Genomic DNA, 17,465 nt, shown 5'->3' on the forward strand with positions numbered 1-17,465 from the left:
GAATCCCTGGCGCGCCAATTCGATTTGACTCTTCGGCCGCCGTTAGCTTTATATTAGAACATATCATGAACAAATGAGCCAGCCGTTGGTTCTTCTTTTGAAGACGACGGCACCAATTCCTGAGGAGCGGCGAGCATGAGCGGCGCACGAACAAGCGCGCTTGCGATCTTGCGCAGCCAGATCGAGCGCATCGAGACGGCGGAAGTCGTGCATCAGCACGAGCGTGTCGCGCTCGGCCACGGCGAAATCGATCGCGCGCTGAAGGGCGGGCTCGCGCGTGCGGCGATCCACGAGGTGTTTTGCGAGGGGCGCCAGGGCGCGGCCGCGACGGGTTTTGTCATGGGACTTGCGGGGCGTGTCTCAGCGCGCCGGCCGCTGCTGTGGGTGCGGCAGGATTTTTCGGAAATCGAAACAGGCGCGCTGTCGATGAGCGGGCTTGCCGAGCTCGGCCTCGACCCGCGCCGCGTGGTGATGGTGCGCGCCGCCGATGTCGAGAGCGCGCTGCGCACTTCGGCCGATGCGCTCGCTTGCGATGCGCTCGGTGCCGTCGTCCTAGAGCTCTGGGGCGAGATCAGGCAGTTCGATCTCGTGGCGAGCCGCAAGCTGACGCTGGCCGCACAAGGCTCTGGCGTCACCGGCCTCCTGCTGCGGATGGCGGCGCAGCCGTTGCCTTCGACTGCGGAGACACGATGGATGCTGCGCGCGGCGCATTCGCCGCCGGGCTCAGCTTCAATGCCTGCGGTGCCTTGGAGCGCCTGGGGCGCGCCGCGCTTCGATGCCGCGCTCTTGCGCAATCGTCATGGCCCCTGCGGCCGGTGGATCATGGAATGGAATTGTGATGAGTGCCAGTTCAGTGAACCGTCGACGTATTCTCAGCCTGTGGCTGCCGCGCCTGCCCATCGACCGGATCCAGCGGTTCCTTGGCAGCGCCGGACTGCATGAGGCCGATCATGAGCCGAGCATTGTCGTCATCAAGGACAACAACGCGCTGGTGATCCATGCGCTGGACGATGCGGCGTCGCGTTTGGGCCTGCACATCGGCCAGCCGCTCGCGAATGCACGAGCGATGTGCCCGGACCTGAGAGTGTTCGACGCCGATGTCGTGGCCGATGCCAAGACGCTCAGCGACATCGCCGACTGGTGCGACCGCTTCACGCCGCTGGTGGCGCTCGATCCGCCGCATGGCCTGTTCCTGGATATCACCGGTTGTGCGCACCTGTTCGGCGGCGAGGCTGCGCTGTTGCAGACGCTGGTCCGGGCGCTCGGTCGACAGGGTTTTGCCGTCAGCGCGGCGATTGCCGGTACCTCGATTTGCGCGCGTACGCTGACACGGCAGGCATCTGGCACCATCGTGGCCGATGGCGAGGAGGCGGCGGCGATCGACCGGTTTCCGGTCTCCACGCTCGGTGCGGGCGAGGCCATCACCACCGGCCTGCGCCGTGCCGGCCTGAAGACGATCGGCGATGTCGCCTCGCGCAGCGCCCCCGAGATCACGGCGCGGTTCGGTGCGCGGTTCTCGACCCTGCTTGCGCACGCGCTGGGGCAGGGCGATGCGCCGATCAATCCGCGCAAGCCGCTGCCCGACTACATCGTCGAGAAGCGCTTTGCCGAGCCGATCGCGACCGACACGATGATTGCGATGACGCTGTCGCGGCTGGCCGACACTTTGATTGCCTCCATGGAGAAGCAGGGCAAGGGCGCGCGGCGGCTGGAGGCCGCCTTCTTCCGCACCGACGGCGTGGTGCGCGCGATCATGGTCGAGACCGGGCGTCCTGTGACGCGCAGCGCGGTGGTCGACCGCCTGTTCCGGGAGCATCTCGATGCGCTCGCCGATCCCTTGGATCCCGGCTTCGGCTTCGACATGGTGCGGCTGTCGGCGAGCCGCACCGAGATCGTGGTGCAGGAGCAGCGCGACCTCGACGCCCATGTCCACGACAATGACGAGCTCGCCGCTTTGATCGACCGCATCGCCGCGCGCATTGGAGGCAAGCGCGTCGTCGTGCACCTGCCTGAGGATACCCATATCCCCGAAAACGCGGTGCTGGCCGCGCCCGCGCAGCATCATCTCGCCGCCGCCATGCAGGCCGAATGGCCTGTTCGCACCGAGAGCGAGCCGCCGCTACGCCCCTTGCGGCTGTTCGACAAGCCGGAGCCGATCAAGGTGCCGTTCGCGACCGTGCCCGATGGCCCGCCACACCAATTCACCTGGCGTCGCGCGCTGCACGCGGTGGTGCGGGTGGAAGGGCCCGAGCGCATCGCCATGGAATGGTGGCGGCAGGACGGCAAGCAGCTGACGCGGGACTATTTCCGCATCGAGGATGCCGAGGGCCTGCGCTTCTGGATCTTCCGTGATGGTCTCTACGAAGGAGAGGTGTTCGACGGCGACGGCAAGCCCGCGTCTCCCGGCTGGTATGTGCACGGTCTCTTCGCATGAATACATCAGCCTATGCCGAGATCGGCATCACCACCAACTTCTCCTTCCTGCGCGGCGGCTCCGATCCGCGCGCTTATGTGCATCAAGCGAGCCTCCTCGGCATTCCCGCGATCGGCATCGCCGATCACAACACGCTCGCCGGCGTGGTGCGGGCCTACAAGGAGCTCGACAATGACAAGGTGCTGCACAAGCCGAAACTGCTGATCGGCGCCCGCATCGTCTTCATCGACGGCACGCCGGACATTCTGGTCTATCCGCGCGATCGCGCGGCCTATGGCCGGCTGTGTCAGCTTCTCACCCGGGGCAAGCGCGGCGACGACATCACGCGGATCGAGAAGGGCGAGTGTCGTCTCACCTTCGCCGATCTCCTGGAGTTTTCTGAAGGTCAACTCCTGATCCTGACGCTGCCGCATCGCTTCGAGCCAGTACAGGCCCTGGATGTCCTTGCCCAGCTCAAAGGCAGCCGCGCCGAGGGCGTGTGGCTGGCGGCCAGCCTGATCTATCGCGGCGACGACCGGCGGCGCCTGGCGCGGCTCGACGATCTCGCCGCAAAGGCGAAGGTGCCGCTACTCGCAACCAACGAGGTGCTCTATCACGATCCCGGCCGCCGTCCGCTTCAGGACGTGCTCACCTGCATCCGGGAGAAGACTACGATCGAGGCGGTCGGGCGGAAGCTCGAGGCCAATGCCGAACGCTTTTTGAAGACGCCCCGCGAGATGGCGCGGCTGTTCCGCGATTTCCCCGAGGCGATCGCGGAGACCATGCGCTTTGCGAACAGGATCGACTTTTCGCTCGACCAGCTCAAATACCAGTACCCGGACGAGCCGGTTCCGCCGGGCAAGACCGCGCAGGGGCATCTGGAGGACCTGGCCTGGGCGGGCGTCGATAAATATTTTGGCGGTATCGAAAACATCGACGACAAGCTGCGCGCCACTCTCAAGAAAGAGCTCGCGCTGATCGCCGAGCTGAAATACGCGCATTATTTCCTCACCGTGCACGACATCGTCCACTACGCCCGCAGCCAGAACATCCTGTGCCAGGGGCGGGGATCGGCGGCGAATTCGGCCGTGTGCTACGTGCTCGGCATCACCTCGGTGGACCCGACCAAGGTCGACCTCTTGTTCGAGCGCTTCATCTCCAAGGAGCGGCTGGAGCCGCCCGACATCGACGTCGATTTCGAACATTCGCGGCGCGAGGAGGTGATGCAATATGTCTATCGCCGCTACGGCCGCCACCGTGCCGCGATCATCGCCACCGTCATCCACTACCGCCCGCGCAGTGCCATCCGCGACGTTGGCAAGGCGCTAGGCCTGACCGAGGACGTCACTGCTGCGCTCGCCGATACCGTCTGGGGCAGCTGGGGCAAGGGCCTCAACGACATGCAGGTGCGGCAGGCCGGGCTCGATCCGCAAAATCCCATGATCAACCTCGCAGTCGAGCTTGCGACCGAGTTGATCGAGTTCCCGCGCCATCTCTCCCAGCATGTCGGCGGGTATGTGCTGACGCAGGACCGGCTCGACACTTATGTGCCGATCGGCAACGCCGCGATGGACGACCGCACCTTCATCGAATGGGACAAGGACGACGTCGACGCACTCAGCATGATGAAGGTCGACGTGCTCGCACTGGGCATGCTGACCTGCATCCGCAAGTGCTTTGATCTGATCGATCAGCACAAGGGCAAGCGCTGGGTTCTGGCGACTGTCCCGCAGGATGATCCCAAAGTTTACGACATGCTGTGCGCCGGGGAGTCGCTTGGCGTATTCCAGGTCGAGAGCCGTGCCCAGATGAATATGCTGCCGCGCCTCAAGCCGCGGACCTTCTACGATCTCGTCATCGAAGTCGCGATCGTGCGACCGGGTCCGATCCAGGGCGATATGGTGCATCCTTACTTGCGGCGGCGAAACGGGCTCGAGAAGGTGAGCTATCCCTCGCCCTCGCCGGAGCACGGTCCCGCGGACGAGCTCTACAAGGTGCTGCACAAGACGAAGGGCGTTCCCCTGTTCCAGGAACAGGCGATGCGCATCGCGATCGAAGCGGCAAAATTCACCTCCGAGGAAGCCAACGGCCTGCGCCGCTCGATGGCGACCTTCCGCAATGTCGGCACCATCGGCCAATACGAGGAGAAACTGATCGGCAACATGGTCGCGCGCGGCTACGACCCCAGCTTCGCCAAAAGCTGCTTTGACCAGATCAAGGGCTTTGGTTCCTACGGCTTTCCGGAGAGCCATGCCGCGAGCTTCGCGCAACTGGTCTACATTTCCTCATGGCTGAAGCATTACCATCCCGACGCCTTCTGCTGCGGCCTGCTGAACTCGCAGCCGATGGGCTTTTATGCCCCGGCGCAGATCGTCGGCGATGCCCGCAAGAACGGTGTCGAGGTCCGTGACATCGACGTGTCCTTCAGCTTTGCGCAGAACACGCTGGAGAACACTGACGGAAAATATTGCGCCGTGCGTCTCGGCTTCCGCCAGATCGACGGCTTCCATTGGCTGGATGAAGATGAGGAGAGGCTGAAACGCTTCCAGCTGTCATTCGGGGGCGCGCAAAGCGCGAACCCGGAATCTATCGAGCCGCATACGCCTGGAGAAATGTATTCCGGGCTCCTCGCTGACCCGACGCGCCGGAATGACAAGAAAGAAGACTGGGCCGACCGCATCATCGCGGCCCGCAACCGCCGCCCCTTCACCTCGCTGGAGGATTTCGCCCGCGACACCGGCCTGCCCAAGCGCGCGCTGATCCTGCTGGCCGATGCCGACGCGTTCCGCTCGCTCGGGCTCGACCGCCGCGAGGCGCTGTGGCAGGTGCGGCGGTTGCCCGACGACGTGCCACTGCCGCTGTTCGAGGCGGCGACCGCGCGCGAGCAGCCGGACGAAGGCGCAAAGCCGCTGCCGGCGATGCCGCGCTCGGAGCAGGTGGTCGCGGATTACCAGACCATCCGGCTGTCGCTGAAGGGGCATCCGATGGAATTCCTGCGCGAGATGTTTACGCGTGAGCGTGTCGTCGCCTGCAAGGAGATCAGCCACGAGAACGAGCGGCGGCGCGTCCGCTGCGCCGGCGTGGTCCTGGTGCGGCAGCGGCCGGGCAGCGCCAGCGGTGTCGTGTTCATGACGCTGGAGGACGAAACCGGCATCGCCAATGTCGTCGTCTGGCCCAAGATCATGGAGCAGTACCGCAAAGAAGTGATGGGCGCGCGTCTCATCGAGGTTCAGGGCTACATCCAGAGCAGCCCCGAAAAGGTGACGCATCTCATCGCCCAGCGCCTGATCGACCGCTCGCACGATCTGGTCGGCCTCGCCAACGATGCGCTAAGCGGCAAGCATCCGGTGCCGGCAGGCGCAACCGTGGTCGAGCCGCTCAACGAAGACCCCCGCGCGCTTGCGGACATGCCCGCGCAAAAAATCCGCCACCCACGCAACGTCCGCATCCTGCCGCCGTCGCGGGATTTTCGTTGAGCGTCGTAAGGCGGGCTGCCCACCACGCCGTCATTGCGAGCGCAGCGAAGCAATCCAGAGTCTTTCCGCGGAGGCAGTCTGGATTGCTTCGCTGCGTACGCAATGACGAGTTTGCCGAACGATCGCGCGCCACACTCTCCGTCGTCATACCCCGCGAAAGCGGGGTATCCAGTACGCCGCGGCTTCTCGACTCAATCACAGCCGCCTCTGGAATACGGGATCGCCCGGTCAAAGCCGGGCGATGTCAGCACACCCCCTAAAAATTCACCCGGTTCGAGATCGCGCCATCCACCACGAGATTGGATCCCGTGGTGAACCCCGACACCGGGCTCGCCAGAAACACCGCGGCGCTCGCGATTTCCTGCGGCGTCGCCATGCGGCCGGTCGGATTGCGCTTCATCGCGTCCTGGTAACGCTCGGGCATGTTCTGCTCGATCATCTCCCAGACGCCGCCCTTGAAATAGACGGTGCCGGGCGAGACCACGTTGACCCGGATCTTCTTCTTCGCGTATTGCCGCGCCAGTCCCTTGGCCATGTGGATCAGCGCGGCTTTGATCGGGCCGTAGGAGCTGGCCGTGTCCGCCTGCGCCGCGGAGACCGACGAGATGATCACGAAGGCCGCATCGCCGCTGCTGGCGCCGCTGGCTTCGAGGAACGGCTGCGCGGCGTTGAAGGCGTGCACGGCACCGAGCACGTCGAGCCGGAAGTTCTGCTCCCAGGACGCCGGATCGCCTCCTTGTGCCATTGCGCCGGCGTTGGAGAACAGCATGTCGATGCCGCCGAGCTCTTTTGCAGCACCCTCGATCCAGCTTTTCAGTGCCGCGCCGTCGGTCACATCGACCGGGCTGCCGGTGGCGCGGATTCCGCTCGCCTTCAACTCCGCGACGGTTGCCGCGACCTGATCCGCGTTGCGCGCGCAGACCGCGACATTGCTGCCTTCACCTGCCAGCGTCGCCGCAATCGCCCGCCCGATGCCGCGCGTGCCGCCAAGCACGACGGCGTTCTTGCCATTGAGACCGAGATCCATTGTTGGCTCCTTTTTGTTGGTCGCAGGGACTGTAGCTGTTTCGACAGACGCCCAGAAGCCTCCACGTCGTCATTGCGAGGAGCTCTTGCCACGAAGCAATCCAGACTGACGCCGCGGAACGATTCTGGATTGCTGCTCGCGCAATGACGTCGAGAGAGGTCGGGCCGCCTCACTCCGGCGCAGCCCCCACCGGCGGGCCGCCGGGCGGGCGGTGGAGGAAGGTCAGCGATGCATAGGCGCCGACCCAGGAGCCGATCGCGGCGAAGGCGACATAGAAGGCGTTTTCGGTATAGCTGATCACGGCGTAGGAGGAGAGCAGGTACCAGATCGCGCTCCACGTCGCCGCCGGGACGCGCTTGCGCGCGACCACGGCGGAGGTGAACATCACATAGACCGCGTCGGTGGCCGCCGTTGCGACGAACACGGCGCCCGCGGTGAGGGGATCGATGGCGGCCATTGCATTTCCTTATGTGCTAATGAGATGGTCGTGAAAATTAAGGGAGCGAAGCGGCCATGCAAAGCCCCGCCGATATTCTCAAGGACATCTGGACCACCGCGGGCGGCGAGGCGGCCGCGCTCGATCGCGTGCGGCTGACCGGCACAGAGCCGCAGATCCCGTCCTCGTTTCGCGTCGCTGTCGCCGGCCAGGCCACGATCGCCGCCGTTGGTCTCGCCGCCGCCGAGATCTGGCGGCTGCGCAGCGGGCAGATGCAGGACGTCACCGTCGACATGCGCCACGCCGTGGCCGAATGCCGCTCCGAGCGCTATTTGCGCCTCGACGACAAGCCGCCGCCACCGGCCTGGGACGCGATCGCCGGCGTCTACAGGACGGGCGATGGCCGCTTCGTCCGCTGCCACACCAATTTCCCGCATCACCGCGACGCCGTCTGCAAGGTGCTCGGTTGCGAAGCGGAGCGCGAGAAGGTGCAGGCTGCGTTGATGCAGTGGAAGGGCGAGGATTTTGAAACCGCGGCCTATGCTGCGGGCGGCGTCGTTGCCTTGATGCGCTCGTACGACGAATGGTCGGCGCTACCGCAGGCGCGTGCGCTCGCCGAATTGCCGCTGCTCTCGATCGAGAAGGTCGGTGAGGCCCCGCCGAAACCATGGCCCAAAGGCGATCGTCCGCTTGCCGGCATTCGCGTGCTCGATCTCTCCCGCGTCATCGCAGGCCCTGTCGCGGGCCGCACGCTCGCCGCGCATGGTGCCGATGTGCTCTTGGTATCCGGGCCCGAGCTGCCCGCCATTCCCTGGCTCACCATCGACACCGGCCGCGGCAAGCTCACCACCTTCATCGAGCTGAAGAGCGAAGCGGGCAGGGCGCAATTGCGCGCGCTGCTCAAGGACGCCGACATCTTCTCGCAGGGCTATCGCCCGCGCGCGCTCGCCGCCCTCGGCTTTGCGCCTGAAGAGGTTGCCACGATCAGTCCCGGCATCGTCTATGTCACGCTGTCGGCCTATGGCCATGCCGGCCCCTGGGCCGAGCGGCGCGGCTTCGACTCGCTGGTGCAGACCACGACCGGCTTCAACCATGCCGAGGGAGAGGCAGCGGGCATCGAGGGTCCCAAGGAATTGCCGGCACAGATGCTCGATCACGCTACTGGCTATCTGATGGCGTTCGGCGCGATGATGGCCAGGGCGCGCCAGACGCGCGAAGGCGGCAGCTGGCACGTCCGCGTGTCGCTGGCGCAGACCGGCCGCTGGCTGTGGAATCTCGGCCGGCTCGACGGCGGACTGAACACCCCGGATATTACGGGGGAGGCCGTACATGCGGCGTTCATCGAGAGCATGCCATCTGGCTTCGGTACGTTGAAGGCGGTGCAGCATTCGGCCCTGCTGTCGAAGACGCCGGCGCAATGGAGCCGTCCGGCGATGCCACTCGGCAGTCATCCGGCACGGTGGCCGGTTCGAACCTGACGTGGGGCTGACGCGTCGCAAAATTTTAACGCAAACGGAAAGGAGCGAAGCGTTTTTTAGGTTGTTTGAAATCCCAATTCGGCACTATTAGCGCGACCGATAAGGCAGGCGTCTGCCGAGACCGTCGCAGATACGACCGGGCCCCATGGTACTCGAAAATACCAAGCGATTGCAGGTGCTTACAAAACAGCGGGTGATCACATCCGTAGTTTTACTAGCTCTTGCCGGCGGCGGGGCCTACGGCTTTCTCCATGTAGGCGCCAAGGAGAAGAGCCACTCCGAGATTTCCAGCCAGTCGCGCAGGAATGCGCAGACTTTCACGCCGACGCCGTCCGAATGGGCGACGCTGACGATCGAGCCGGTCAAGGCCAAGACCTTCCGGGCCGAATATGTCACCGAGGGCAAGGTCGCGGTCGACGAGGATCGCTCGACGCCGGTGTTCTCGCCTTATGCGGGCAGGGTCACCAAGCTGCTCGCAAAGCCCGGCGAGACCCTGACGCAAGGTCAACCGCTGTTCACAATCGAGGCCGCCGACACCGTGCAGGCCCAGAACGATTTCATCGCCGCGATGACCGCGCAGAACAAGGCGAAGTCGGCGATCGATCTCGCCGACATCCAGTTCAAGCGCGCGAAGGATCTCTATGAGGGCCACGCCATTCCGCTGAAGGACTATCAGCAAGCGGAGGCGAACCAGGTCCAGGCGCAGAACGACATGCGCTCCTCGGTGACGGCGCTGGAGGCCGCACGCAGCAAGCTGCGCATCCTCGGCTTCACCGACGAGGCCATCAAGGCGTTCCAGGACAAGGGCACGATCAACCGGGAGATCACGATCTACTCGCCGATCTCAGGCACGGTCGTGCAGCGCAAGATCGGCCCGGGTCAGTACGTCAATTCCGGCGCCAGCGATCCGGTGTTCGTGATCGGCGATCTCTCGACGGTCTGGCTCACCGCCTTCGTGCGCGAGAGCGATGCGGCCGCGGTGTGCATCGACCAGGACATCAGCGTCAACGTGATGGCGCTGCCGGGCCGCCCGCTCACCGCCAAGATCAACTACGTGGCCGCGGCGATCGATCCGACCACCCGTCGCCTTCTGGTCCGCGCCACCATCGACAACAAGGACGGCCTGCTCAAGCCGGAGATGTTCGCAAACGTCACGATCTATTCGGCCGGTGACCGTGCCGCGCCGGCGGTGCCCAAGCAGGCCCTGATCTACGAAGCCGACAAGGTCCGTCTCTGGGTCGCGCGCGAGGACAAGTCGGTCGAGCTGCGCGAGATCAAGATCGGCCTCATCAACGGCAACCTCGTCGAAGTCACCAGCAACCTGAAACCCGGCGAGCAGATCGTCGTCAAGGGCAGCCTGTTCATCGACCGCGCGGCGTCCGGCAGCTGATCGACGACTCAAGAAACTGAAGACCTGAATGGATCGCCTCGTCGCCCTTGCCGTCAACCGGCGCTTCCTGATGGTCGGCATGTTCGTGGCCGTGCTGATCGGCGGCCTGATCGCGTTCAACCAGCTCAACATCGAGGCCTATCCCGACCCGACCCCGCCGATGGTCGACATCGTGACGCAGAGCCCGGGCCTGTCGGCCGAGGAAATCGAGCGCTACATCACGATCCCGATCGAGACCCAGGTTGCGGGCCTGAAGAACCTCACCACCATCCGCACCATCTCGCTCTACGGCCTCTCCGACATCAAGCTGCAGTTCTCCTTCGCCTACACCTATGACGAGGCGCTGCAGCAGGTCCTGAACCGCCTGGCGCAGCTTGCGCCGCTGCCGGGCAACGTGCAGCCGCAGATCTCGCCGCTCAGCCCGATCGGCGAAATCTTCCGCTACCGCCTGGTCGGCCCGCCGAACTACAGCGTGCTCGATCTCAAGACCATCCAGGACTGGATCCTGCAGCGCCGCTTCCGCGCCGTGCCCGGCGTGATCGACGTCACCGGATGGGGCGGCAAGAGCAAGACCTACGAGCTTCAGGTCGATTTCAACAAGCTGGTCGCCAACGGCCTGACGCTGCCGCAACTGCTCCAGGCGGTCGGCAATTCCAACGTCAATGTCGGCGGCAACACCGTCAATATCGGCCAGCAATCCGCGGTGGTGCGCGGCGTCGGCCTGATCCGCTCGATCGACGATCTCGCCAACACCATGGTCTCGCAGACCAACGGCAACCCGGTGCTGGTCAAGGACGTCGCCACGGTCACCGTGGGGCAACGGCCCCGTCTCGGCATCGCCGGCATCGACGATTCCGACGACATCGTGCAGGGCATCGTGCTGATGCGCCGCGGCGAGCAGAGCTCGCCGACCATCAAGCGCGTGCACCAGCTCGTTCAGACCATCAACAACTCCAGCATCCTGCCGCCCGGCGTACGCATCGAGCGCATCTACGACCGCGGCGACCTGATCGAGCTCACCACTCACACCGTGCTGCACAACATGGTGGTCGGCATCCTGCTGATCGTGCTGTTGCAATGGATCTTCCTCGGCGACCTCCGCAGCGCGCTGATCGTCGGCGCCACGATTCCGTTCGCGCTGTTCTTCGCGGTGATCATCCTGGTGCTGCGCGGGGAATCGGCGAACCTGTTGTCTGTCGGCGCGATCGATTTCGGCCTGATCGTCGACGCCACCGTCATCATGGTCGAGGCGATCTTCCGCCGCCTGACGCAGACGACGCCGGTGTCGGAACACGAGCATATGTCGAACGAGACGCTGTTCGGCATGAAGAGCCACGCCATCCTCAGCGCTGCCGCCGACGTCTCGCGCTCGATCTTCTTTGCCGCCGCGATCATCATCGCGGCCTTCCTGCCGCTGTTCACGCTCTCCGGCGTCGAGGGCAACATCTTCGGGCCGATGGCGCGCACCTATGCCTACGCGCTGGCCGGCGGCCTCCTTGCCACCTTCACCGTCACCCCGGCGCTCTCCGCCATCATCCTGCCCGCGCATGTCGAGGAGACCGAGACCCGCGTGATGCTGATCCTGCACCGGCTCTACATGCCGGTGCTGAACTGGGCCGTGGCCAACCGCAGCATCGTGCTCGGCGGCGCGGTCGGCCTCGTGGTGATGACGGTGGCGCTGGGCCGGCTGCTCGGCCTCGAATTCCTGCCCAAGCTGGAAGAGGGCAATCTCTGGATCCGCGCCACGCTGCCGCCGACCATCTCGCTCCAGGAAGGCAACAGCTACGTCAACGAGATGCGCAAGGTGATCCGGGCCCGGCCCGAGGTCGAATCCGTGGTGTCGCAGCACGGCCGTCCGGACGATGGCACCGACGCCGCCGGCTTCTTCAATGCCGAATTCTTCGCTCCGCTCAAGCCCGTCAGCCAATGGCCCGGCACGCGCGACAAGGAGGAGCTGACCGCGGAACTGCTCAAGCAGCTCGACGACCGCTTCCCCGGCGTCGAGTTCAACTTCTCGCAATATCTGCAGGACAACGTCTCCGAAGCCGTCTCCGGTGTGAAGGGCGAGAACTCGATCAAGCTGTTCGGCAGCGACCTGCAGGCGCTCACCGACACCGCCAACAAGATCAAGCAGGTGCTGTCGACCGTGCAGGGCGTCACCGACCTTGCGGTGTTCACCTCGCTCGGCCAGCCGACCGTCCAGATCGACATCGACCGCGCCAAGGCGGCGCGCTACGGACTCGCTCCCGGCGACATCAACGCCACCATCAAGGTCGCGATCGGCGGTGACACCGCCGGCGATCTCTACGAGCCCGGAAGCGACCGCCACTTCCCGATCATCGTTCGCCTTGCGCCGGAATTCCGCAGGAGCGCCGAGGCGATCCAGAATCTGCGTATCGGCGCGCCCGGGCCGAACGGGACCGTCACGCAGATCCCGCTCAGCGAGGTCGCCACCATCAGCCTCGTCTCGGGCGCGGCCTACATCTATCGCGAGCAGCAGGAACGCTATCTGCCGATCAAGTTCTCGGTGCGCGAGCGCGACCTCGGCAGCGCGATCCGCGAGGCGCAGCAGAAGATCGCCGACCAGGTGCAGCTGCCGCCGGGCTCGCACATGGAATGGGTCGGCGAGTTCGGCAATCTCCAGGACGCGATCCGGCGGCTGTCCATCGTGGTGCCGATCTCGCTGGCGCTGATCGGTGTGCTGCTCTGGTTCAATTTCGGCTCGATGACCGACACGCTGCTCGCGATGAGCGTGATCCCGATGGCGATCTTCGGCGGCGTGCTGGGGCTGTTGATCTCCGGCACTGCGTTCAGCGTGTCCGCGGCGATCGGCTTCATCGCGCTGTTCGGCATCGCCGTGATGGACGGCATCATCATCCTGTCGCAGTTCAACCAGCTGATCGAAGAGGGCATGGACCGCATGAGCGCGGTGATCCGCACCGGCGAGCTGCAGCTCCGGCCCGTGCTGATGACCTGCGTCGTCGCGGGCGTTGGCCTGTTGCCGGCAGCGCTGTCCGAAGGCATCGGCTCGCAGGTGCAGAAGCCGCTCGCGGTCGTCGTCGTCACCGGCATGATGCTGGCGCCGGTCGTGATCTTGGTGACGCTGCCGGTGCTGATCTCCTTCTTCTCCCGCCGCGCGCGCTAACGCCCGGCGCGGACGTCAAAATCCGTAGAGCCGCGCCGGATTGTCGACAAGGATCTTCTTGCGCGCATCCGCGTCCGGCGCCCATACCGGCAGCTGGTTGAGCAGGCGTCCGTCGTCGATCTGGTAGAGCGGGGCGATGTCGGTGGCTTTGCGTCCTTCGACCCGGCTCGAATCCGGATGCGGCCAGTCGGTGCCCCAGACGATGCGATCCGGATTCGCCGCGATCAGGGCCCGCGCGAACGGCACCATGTCCTGATAATCCGGCGCGAGCTTCGAGGAGCGATAGGCGCCGGAGATCTTCACATAGGCCTTGCCGGACTTCACCAGCGCGACGAGATCGGAGAAGCCCGGCTGCTCCAGGCCGAGCGAGGCCTCCAGGCCGCCGAAATGGTCGAACACGACCGGCACCGGCGCCGTCTCGACCAGGTCCTTGATCGCGGAGATCATGGCCAGCGTGGTGTAGAGCTGCACGTGCCAGCCGCGCGCCTTCATGCGCTCGACGGCGGCGGTGAAGCGTGACCTTCCGACATTGGGGTCGTTGACGCCGCCAGTTGCGAGATTGAGGCGCATGCCGCGGAAACCGTCCGCCTGCATCGCATCGAGCTGTGCCTCGGTCGTCTTGTCGTCGATCACGGCGACGCCGCGCGCATTGGCACCGCGCGCCTTCATGCCGAACAAGGTCGACGAATTGTCGGTGCCGTAGACGCTGGGGGTGACGATCACCACGCGTTCGATATGCAGCGCCTTGTGCAGTGCAACCATTTCTTCAGGGCTTGCCGGCTAGCGGCGTGTAGACGCGCCCGGCGAAGAACGGAAACTTCTCGACATCACCATGAATGTGAGTGTGGCAGTCGCAGGCATGCGCGGGGACGTCGAAATTGACCGGCGTCGCAGGCTGCGCCGCGCGGGCGTGGGCTCTGTTGGTCATGGCTACTCCGGCGGCAAGGGAGGCAAGCAGGACGCTGCGTCGGTTGAGCACGGTTTCTCTCCCTGTTGTTGTTATTTGGCACTGGTGCCGGGACACTATCACATCAGCCGGGGCAGCCCCTGCGCCTCGTTGCATAGCTGCTCGACAAGCTCCGCAAGCGCGCGTGAGCCGTCAACGCGCACGACCGGGCAGGGCAGCTCCGAGAGCCATGCTTCATCTTTTGCGAGACTACGGCCCTCGCGATCGCCGGCTTCGTAGCGCGAGGCCCATTCCACGAACGACTCCGTCTCCTCATGACGCCAGCCGCCCTGTGCGACAGCATCGGCTCCGAAATGCGCGGCCTCGCGATCACGCAGGCGCTGCAACCGAAGCTCGCGCGGCGTCGTCACAAAGACGACGAGATCGAACAACGGAACGAGTTCGTTGCCCCAGCCGGTGACGGTTCCGCTCAGCACCCAATCGAGACGCGGCAGAAACATCTCGCGCATCAGGCGCAGGCGGTCGGCGACGAGGCGGGTCGTCTGGTAGGGCGGCACGGTTGGCAGCCAGAAATAATCGTCGGTGTCTTGATGCGACAGCGCAAGCCGGCCCGCCAGCGCGCTTCCGAGCGTCGTCACCCCGGAGCCCGAAGCTCCCATCAGATGGATGCGGCGGCTTTTCATCGGCACCGACCCAGGAGATTTTGAGGCTACTGCCCCGACGGCGTGCGCAGGCCGTGCCAGGCGTCGCGGACCTGCTGGTAGTGCACTTCGGGCAGATAGTCCGGTGTGTTCAGGTTCAAGGTCTTGACGTCGAGATGGCCAACGGCGCTGAGCAGCGTGTAGGAGGCGATCACGCGGTCGCGCATCGCACCGATCAGGCGGGCCTTGGCCTGGATCAGGTCGGCCTGCGAGTTCAGCACGTCCACCGTGGTGCGCTGGCCGCCGGCCGCCTCGCGCTGCACGCCCTGCAGCGCGACGGTTGCCGCCTTCACCTCGGATTCCGAGGCCGAGACCGCGATCTTGGCGCCTTCATTGGCGACCCAGGCGCTGACCGCCGCCGTGCGCGCCTGGTTCCGCACCTGATCGAGCACCAGCCGGCTCTGTGCAGTGACCTCCTTGGCCTGCCGGGTTTGCGCGGCGGCCTGGCCGCCGTCATAGATCGGCACGGTGACATTGGCGACGATCGAGGCCTGGTCCTCGGCGAAGGTTCCGAGTGTCGGGTCGTTGTTGCGGCTCTTGCTGGCGCTGCCCTGGACGCTGGCGCTCGGCAGCAGCGCGCCCTCGGCGACGCGGATGTTGGTCGAGGCGACGTCGACGTCGAAACCTGCCGCCATCACCGCCGGGTGCTGACGGATCGCCAGCGAGAGCGCATCCTCGCGGCTCTTCGGCAGATAGCGATCGACCACCTCGGCGGGCTTGAGCTGCGACGGTGCGTTGCCGATCACCTGCGTGTAAGTCGCCTGGCTCACCGCAAGCGCGACCTCGGCGGCGTTGAGATCGGAAAGGCCACGGTTGAGGCGGGCTTCGGCCTGGGCGCTGTCGGTCGGCGTCACGTCGCCGGCATTGAGGCGGCGCTGGGTGACCGCGAGGGTCTCCCGGAGGAAGGCCACGTTGGAGCGCTGCGCCTCGACAAGCGACTGGTTCGCCAGCACGTTGGTATAGGCGGTGACCGCGTCGAGCAGCACGCCCTGGCCGACATTGCGCAGCGCCTCGCGGCCCGACTGCACCTGGAGCTCGGCGGCCCGCACGTTGTTGGCGGTGCGGAAGCCGTTGAACAGGGTCTGCGTCACGGTGACGCCGATGATCCACGGCTTCAGATCGGCGGTCTGGATGGTGTTGTTGGGCAAAAGGTTGCGCACCGATTGCAGGCCGGCGCTGAGGCTCGCCACGAGCTGCGGACGGTAGCCGGCGAGCGCCTGCGGCACGCTCTCGTCGGTGGCGCGCTGGCGCGCGCGCTCGGCATTGAGTTGTGGGTTGGTCTGGTAGGCTTTTGCGAGCGCCTCGGGCAAGGCTTCGGCCCATGCAGCCGAGGGCAGGGCGCACGAGAACGCCAGCGTGGTCCATATCGCAAGCACAGGACCCACGCCCGATCGACGTCGCGCCATCACGCGACCAGCTCTGGCGGTACGCCCACTCATGTAATCCCGCTAAACCCCGGCTGTCCGCCCCCGCGACGGTGGCCTCTTAACTGTTTAACCAGCCGAGGTCCCGCAGGCAAACTGCCGCGGGGAAAACCCCCATCTATTCCGTGCTTGTTGCAGGTGCGTCACAGCATTTTGCGAAAAGACGCCGGAGCCTTACACCAGCCTGACGCTTCCGCGCGTTACCGGTTCTTGTTCACCGGCTGGCGCTTCTCGATGAACGCCGCCATGCCTTCGGAGCGGTCTTCGAGTGCGAAGGTCGCGTGGAACAGGTTGCGCTCGACGCTCATGCCCTCGGCAAGCGTCGTCTCGAAGGCACGGTTCACCGCCTCCTTGGCCATCGCGGCTGCCGGGCGCGACATCGAGGCGATCTTCTCGGCGGCGGCCATGACCTCGTCCATCAGCTTGTCGGCAGGCACGATGCGGCTGACGAGGCCCGAGCGCTCGGCCTCGGCCGCATCCATCATCCGCCCGGTGAGGCAGAGGTCCATCGCCTTGGACTTGCCGATGGCGCGGGTCAGGCGCTGGGTGCCGCCGATGCCGGGAATGGTGCCGAGGGTGATTTCGGGCTGGCCGAACTTGGCGGTGTCGGCGGCGATGATGAAGTCGCACATCATGGCCAGTTCACAGCCGCCGCCGAGCGCGTAACCCGCGACCGCGGCGATGGTCGGTTTGCGGCAGCGCGCGACGCGGTCGCCGCCGATCGCGGCGAAGTCTTCGGAGAACATGTCGATGAAGCCCTTCGGCTGCATCTCCTTGATGTCGGCGCCGGCGGCAAAGGCCTTCTCGCTGCCGGTCACGACGATGCAGCCGATGGCATCATCGGCCTCGAGATCGTCGACCGCCGCCGCGATCTCGCGGAAGACGCCGAAGGAGAGCGCGTTGAGCATCTTCGGCCGGTTCAGCTTGATGATGCCGACCGCGCCTTTGCTTTCGACGATGATGTGTTCGAACGTGCTCATGCTCCACCCACGCTTTTGATTGGGTGGGCAATGTGCCTGCTGGCGCGATGGGCTTCAAGAGCCCAAGGAAGCCTTCGGAACAAAGCGG

General features: G+C 65.4%; 11 protein-coding genes and 1 pseudogene. 6 read left to right on the plus strand and 6 right to left on the minus strand.

Annotation, left to right across the window (positions count from 1 at the left end):
* Nucleotides 1–135 precede the first annotated feature (135 nt).
* The 3 genes from ACNJYB_RS12620 to ACNJYB_RS12630 are packed head-to-tail and all read left to right on the plus strand — an operon-like array spanning nucleotide 136 to nucleotide 5,889.
* Nucleotides 136–942 (plus strand): ImuA family protein, encoded by an 807-nt coding sequence (locus ACNJYB_RS12620; RefSeq protein WP_439374261.1) that lies wholly within the window; start codon nucleotides 136–138, stop codon nucleotides 940–942.
* On the plus strand, nucleotides 839–2,434 hold the full coding sequence (locus ACNJYB_RS12625) for a Y-family DNA polymerase (RefSeq protein WP_439374262.1): 1,596 nt from the start codon (nucleotides 839–841) through the stop codon (nucleotides 2,432–2,434). The genes ACNJYB_RS12620 and ACNJYB_RS12625 overlap by 104 nt, the downstream gene beginning before the upstream one ends.
* The gene (locus ACNJYB_RS12630) at nucleotides 2,431–5,889 is read left to right on the plus strand and encodes an error-prone DNA polymerase (RefSeq protein WP_439374263.1); all 3,459 of its coding nucleotides are present in this window, start codon (nucleotides 2,431–2,433) and stop codon (nucleotides 5,887–5,889) included. The genes ACNJYB_RS12625 and ACNJYB_RS12630 overlap by 4 nt, the downstream gene beginning before the upstream one ends.
* Nucleotides 5,890–6,145: 256 nt before the next feature.
* On the opposite strand, the gene ACNJYB_RS12635 is transcribed toward ACNJYB_RS12630, so the two are convergent.
* The gene (locus ACNJYB_RS12635; RefSeq protein WP_439374264.1) at nucleotides 6,146–6,916 is read right to left on the minus strand and encodes an SDR family NAD(P)-dependent oxidoreductase; all 771 of its coding nucleotides are present in this window, start codon (nucleotides 6,914–6,916) and stop codon (nucleotides 6,146–6,148) included.
* Nucleotides 6,917–7,085: 169 nt separating this feature from the next.
* Nucleotides 7,086–7,373: a hypothetical protein gene (locus ACNJYB_RS12640; protein ID WP_100230195.1), complete on the minus strand. Its 288-nt coding sequence runs from the start codon at nucleotides 7,371–7,373 to the stop codon at nucleotides 7,086–7,088.
* A gap of 56 nt (nucleotides 7,374–7,429) precedes the next feature.
* Here ACNJYB_RS12640 and ACNJYB_RS12645 point away from each other — a divergent pair, with 56 nt between their 5' ends.
* The 3 genes from ACNJYB_RS12645 to ACNJYB_RS12655 all read left to right on the plus strand — a co-directional run bounded on the left by ACNJYB_RS12645 (nucleotide 7,430) and on the right by ACNJYB_RS12655 (nucleotide 13,365).
* Nucleotides 7,430–8,830, plus strand: coding sequence for a CoA transferase (locus ACNJYB_RS12645; protein ID WP_439374265.1), 1,401 nt, complete (start codon nucleotides 7,430–7,432; stop codon nucleotides 8,828–8,830).
* Nucleotides 8,831–8,975: 145 nt separating this feature from the next.
* Nucleotides 8,976–10,220 (plus strand): efflux RND transporter periplasmic adaptor subunit, encoded by a 1,245-nt coding sequence (locus tag ACNJYB_RS12650; protein ID WP_439374266.1) that lies wholly within the window; start codon nucleotides 8,976–8,978, stop codon nucleotides 10,218–10,220.
* A gap of 28 nt (nucleotides 10,221–10,248) precedes the next feature.
* Nucleotides 10,249–13,365, plus strand: a complete 3,117-nt coding sequence (locus ACNJYB_RS12655; RefSeq protein WP_439374267.1) for an efflux RND transporter permease subunit — start codon at nucleotides 10,249–10,251, stop codon at nucleotides 13,363–13,365.
* 15 nt (nucleotides 13,366–13,380) lie between these two features.
* Here the strand turns inward: ACNJYB_RS12655 and ACNJYB_RS12660 are convergent.
* The 4 genes and pseudogenes from ACNJYB_RS12660 to ACNJYB_RS12675 all read right to left on the minus strand — a co-directional run bounded on the left by ACNJYB_RS12660 (nucleotide 13,381) and on the right by ACNJYB_RS12675 (nucleotide 17,377).
* A pseudogene (locus ACNJYB_RS12660) lies at nucleotides 13,381–14,344 on the minus strand (amidohydrolase family protein).
* A 47-nt stretch (nucleotides 14,345–14,391) separates the two neighbouring features.
* Nucleotides 14,392–14,955, minus strand: coding sequence for a hypothetical protein (locus ACNJYB_RS12665; RefSeq protein WP_439374268.1), 564 nt, complete (start codon nucleotides 14,953–14,955; stop codon nucleotides 14,392–14,394).
* A gap of 26 nt (nucleotides 14,956–14,981) precedes the next feature.
* Nucleotides 14,982–16,379: a TolC family outer membrane protein gene (locus ACNJYB_RS12670; RefSeq protein ID WP_439374269.1), complete on the minus strand. Its 1,398-nt coding sequence runs from the start codon at nucleotides 16,377–16,379 to the stop codon at nucleotides 14,982–14,984.
* A gap of 218 nt (nucleotides 16,380–16,597) precedes the next feature.
* Complete coding sequence (locus ACNJYB_RS12675; protein WP_439374270.1) at nucleotides 16,598–17,377, minus strand: enoyl-CoA hydratase; 780 nt, start codon at nucleotides 17,375–17,377, stop codon at nucleotides 16,598–16,600.
* Between the last annotated feature and the right edge of the window lie 88 nt (nucleotides 17,378–17,465).

Source organism: Bradyrhizobium sp. SMVTL-02, assembly GCF_051853005.1.
GTDB lineage: Bacteria > Pseudomonadota > Alphaproteobacteria > Rhizobiales > Xanthobacteraceae > Bradyrhizobium.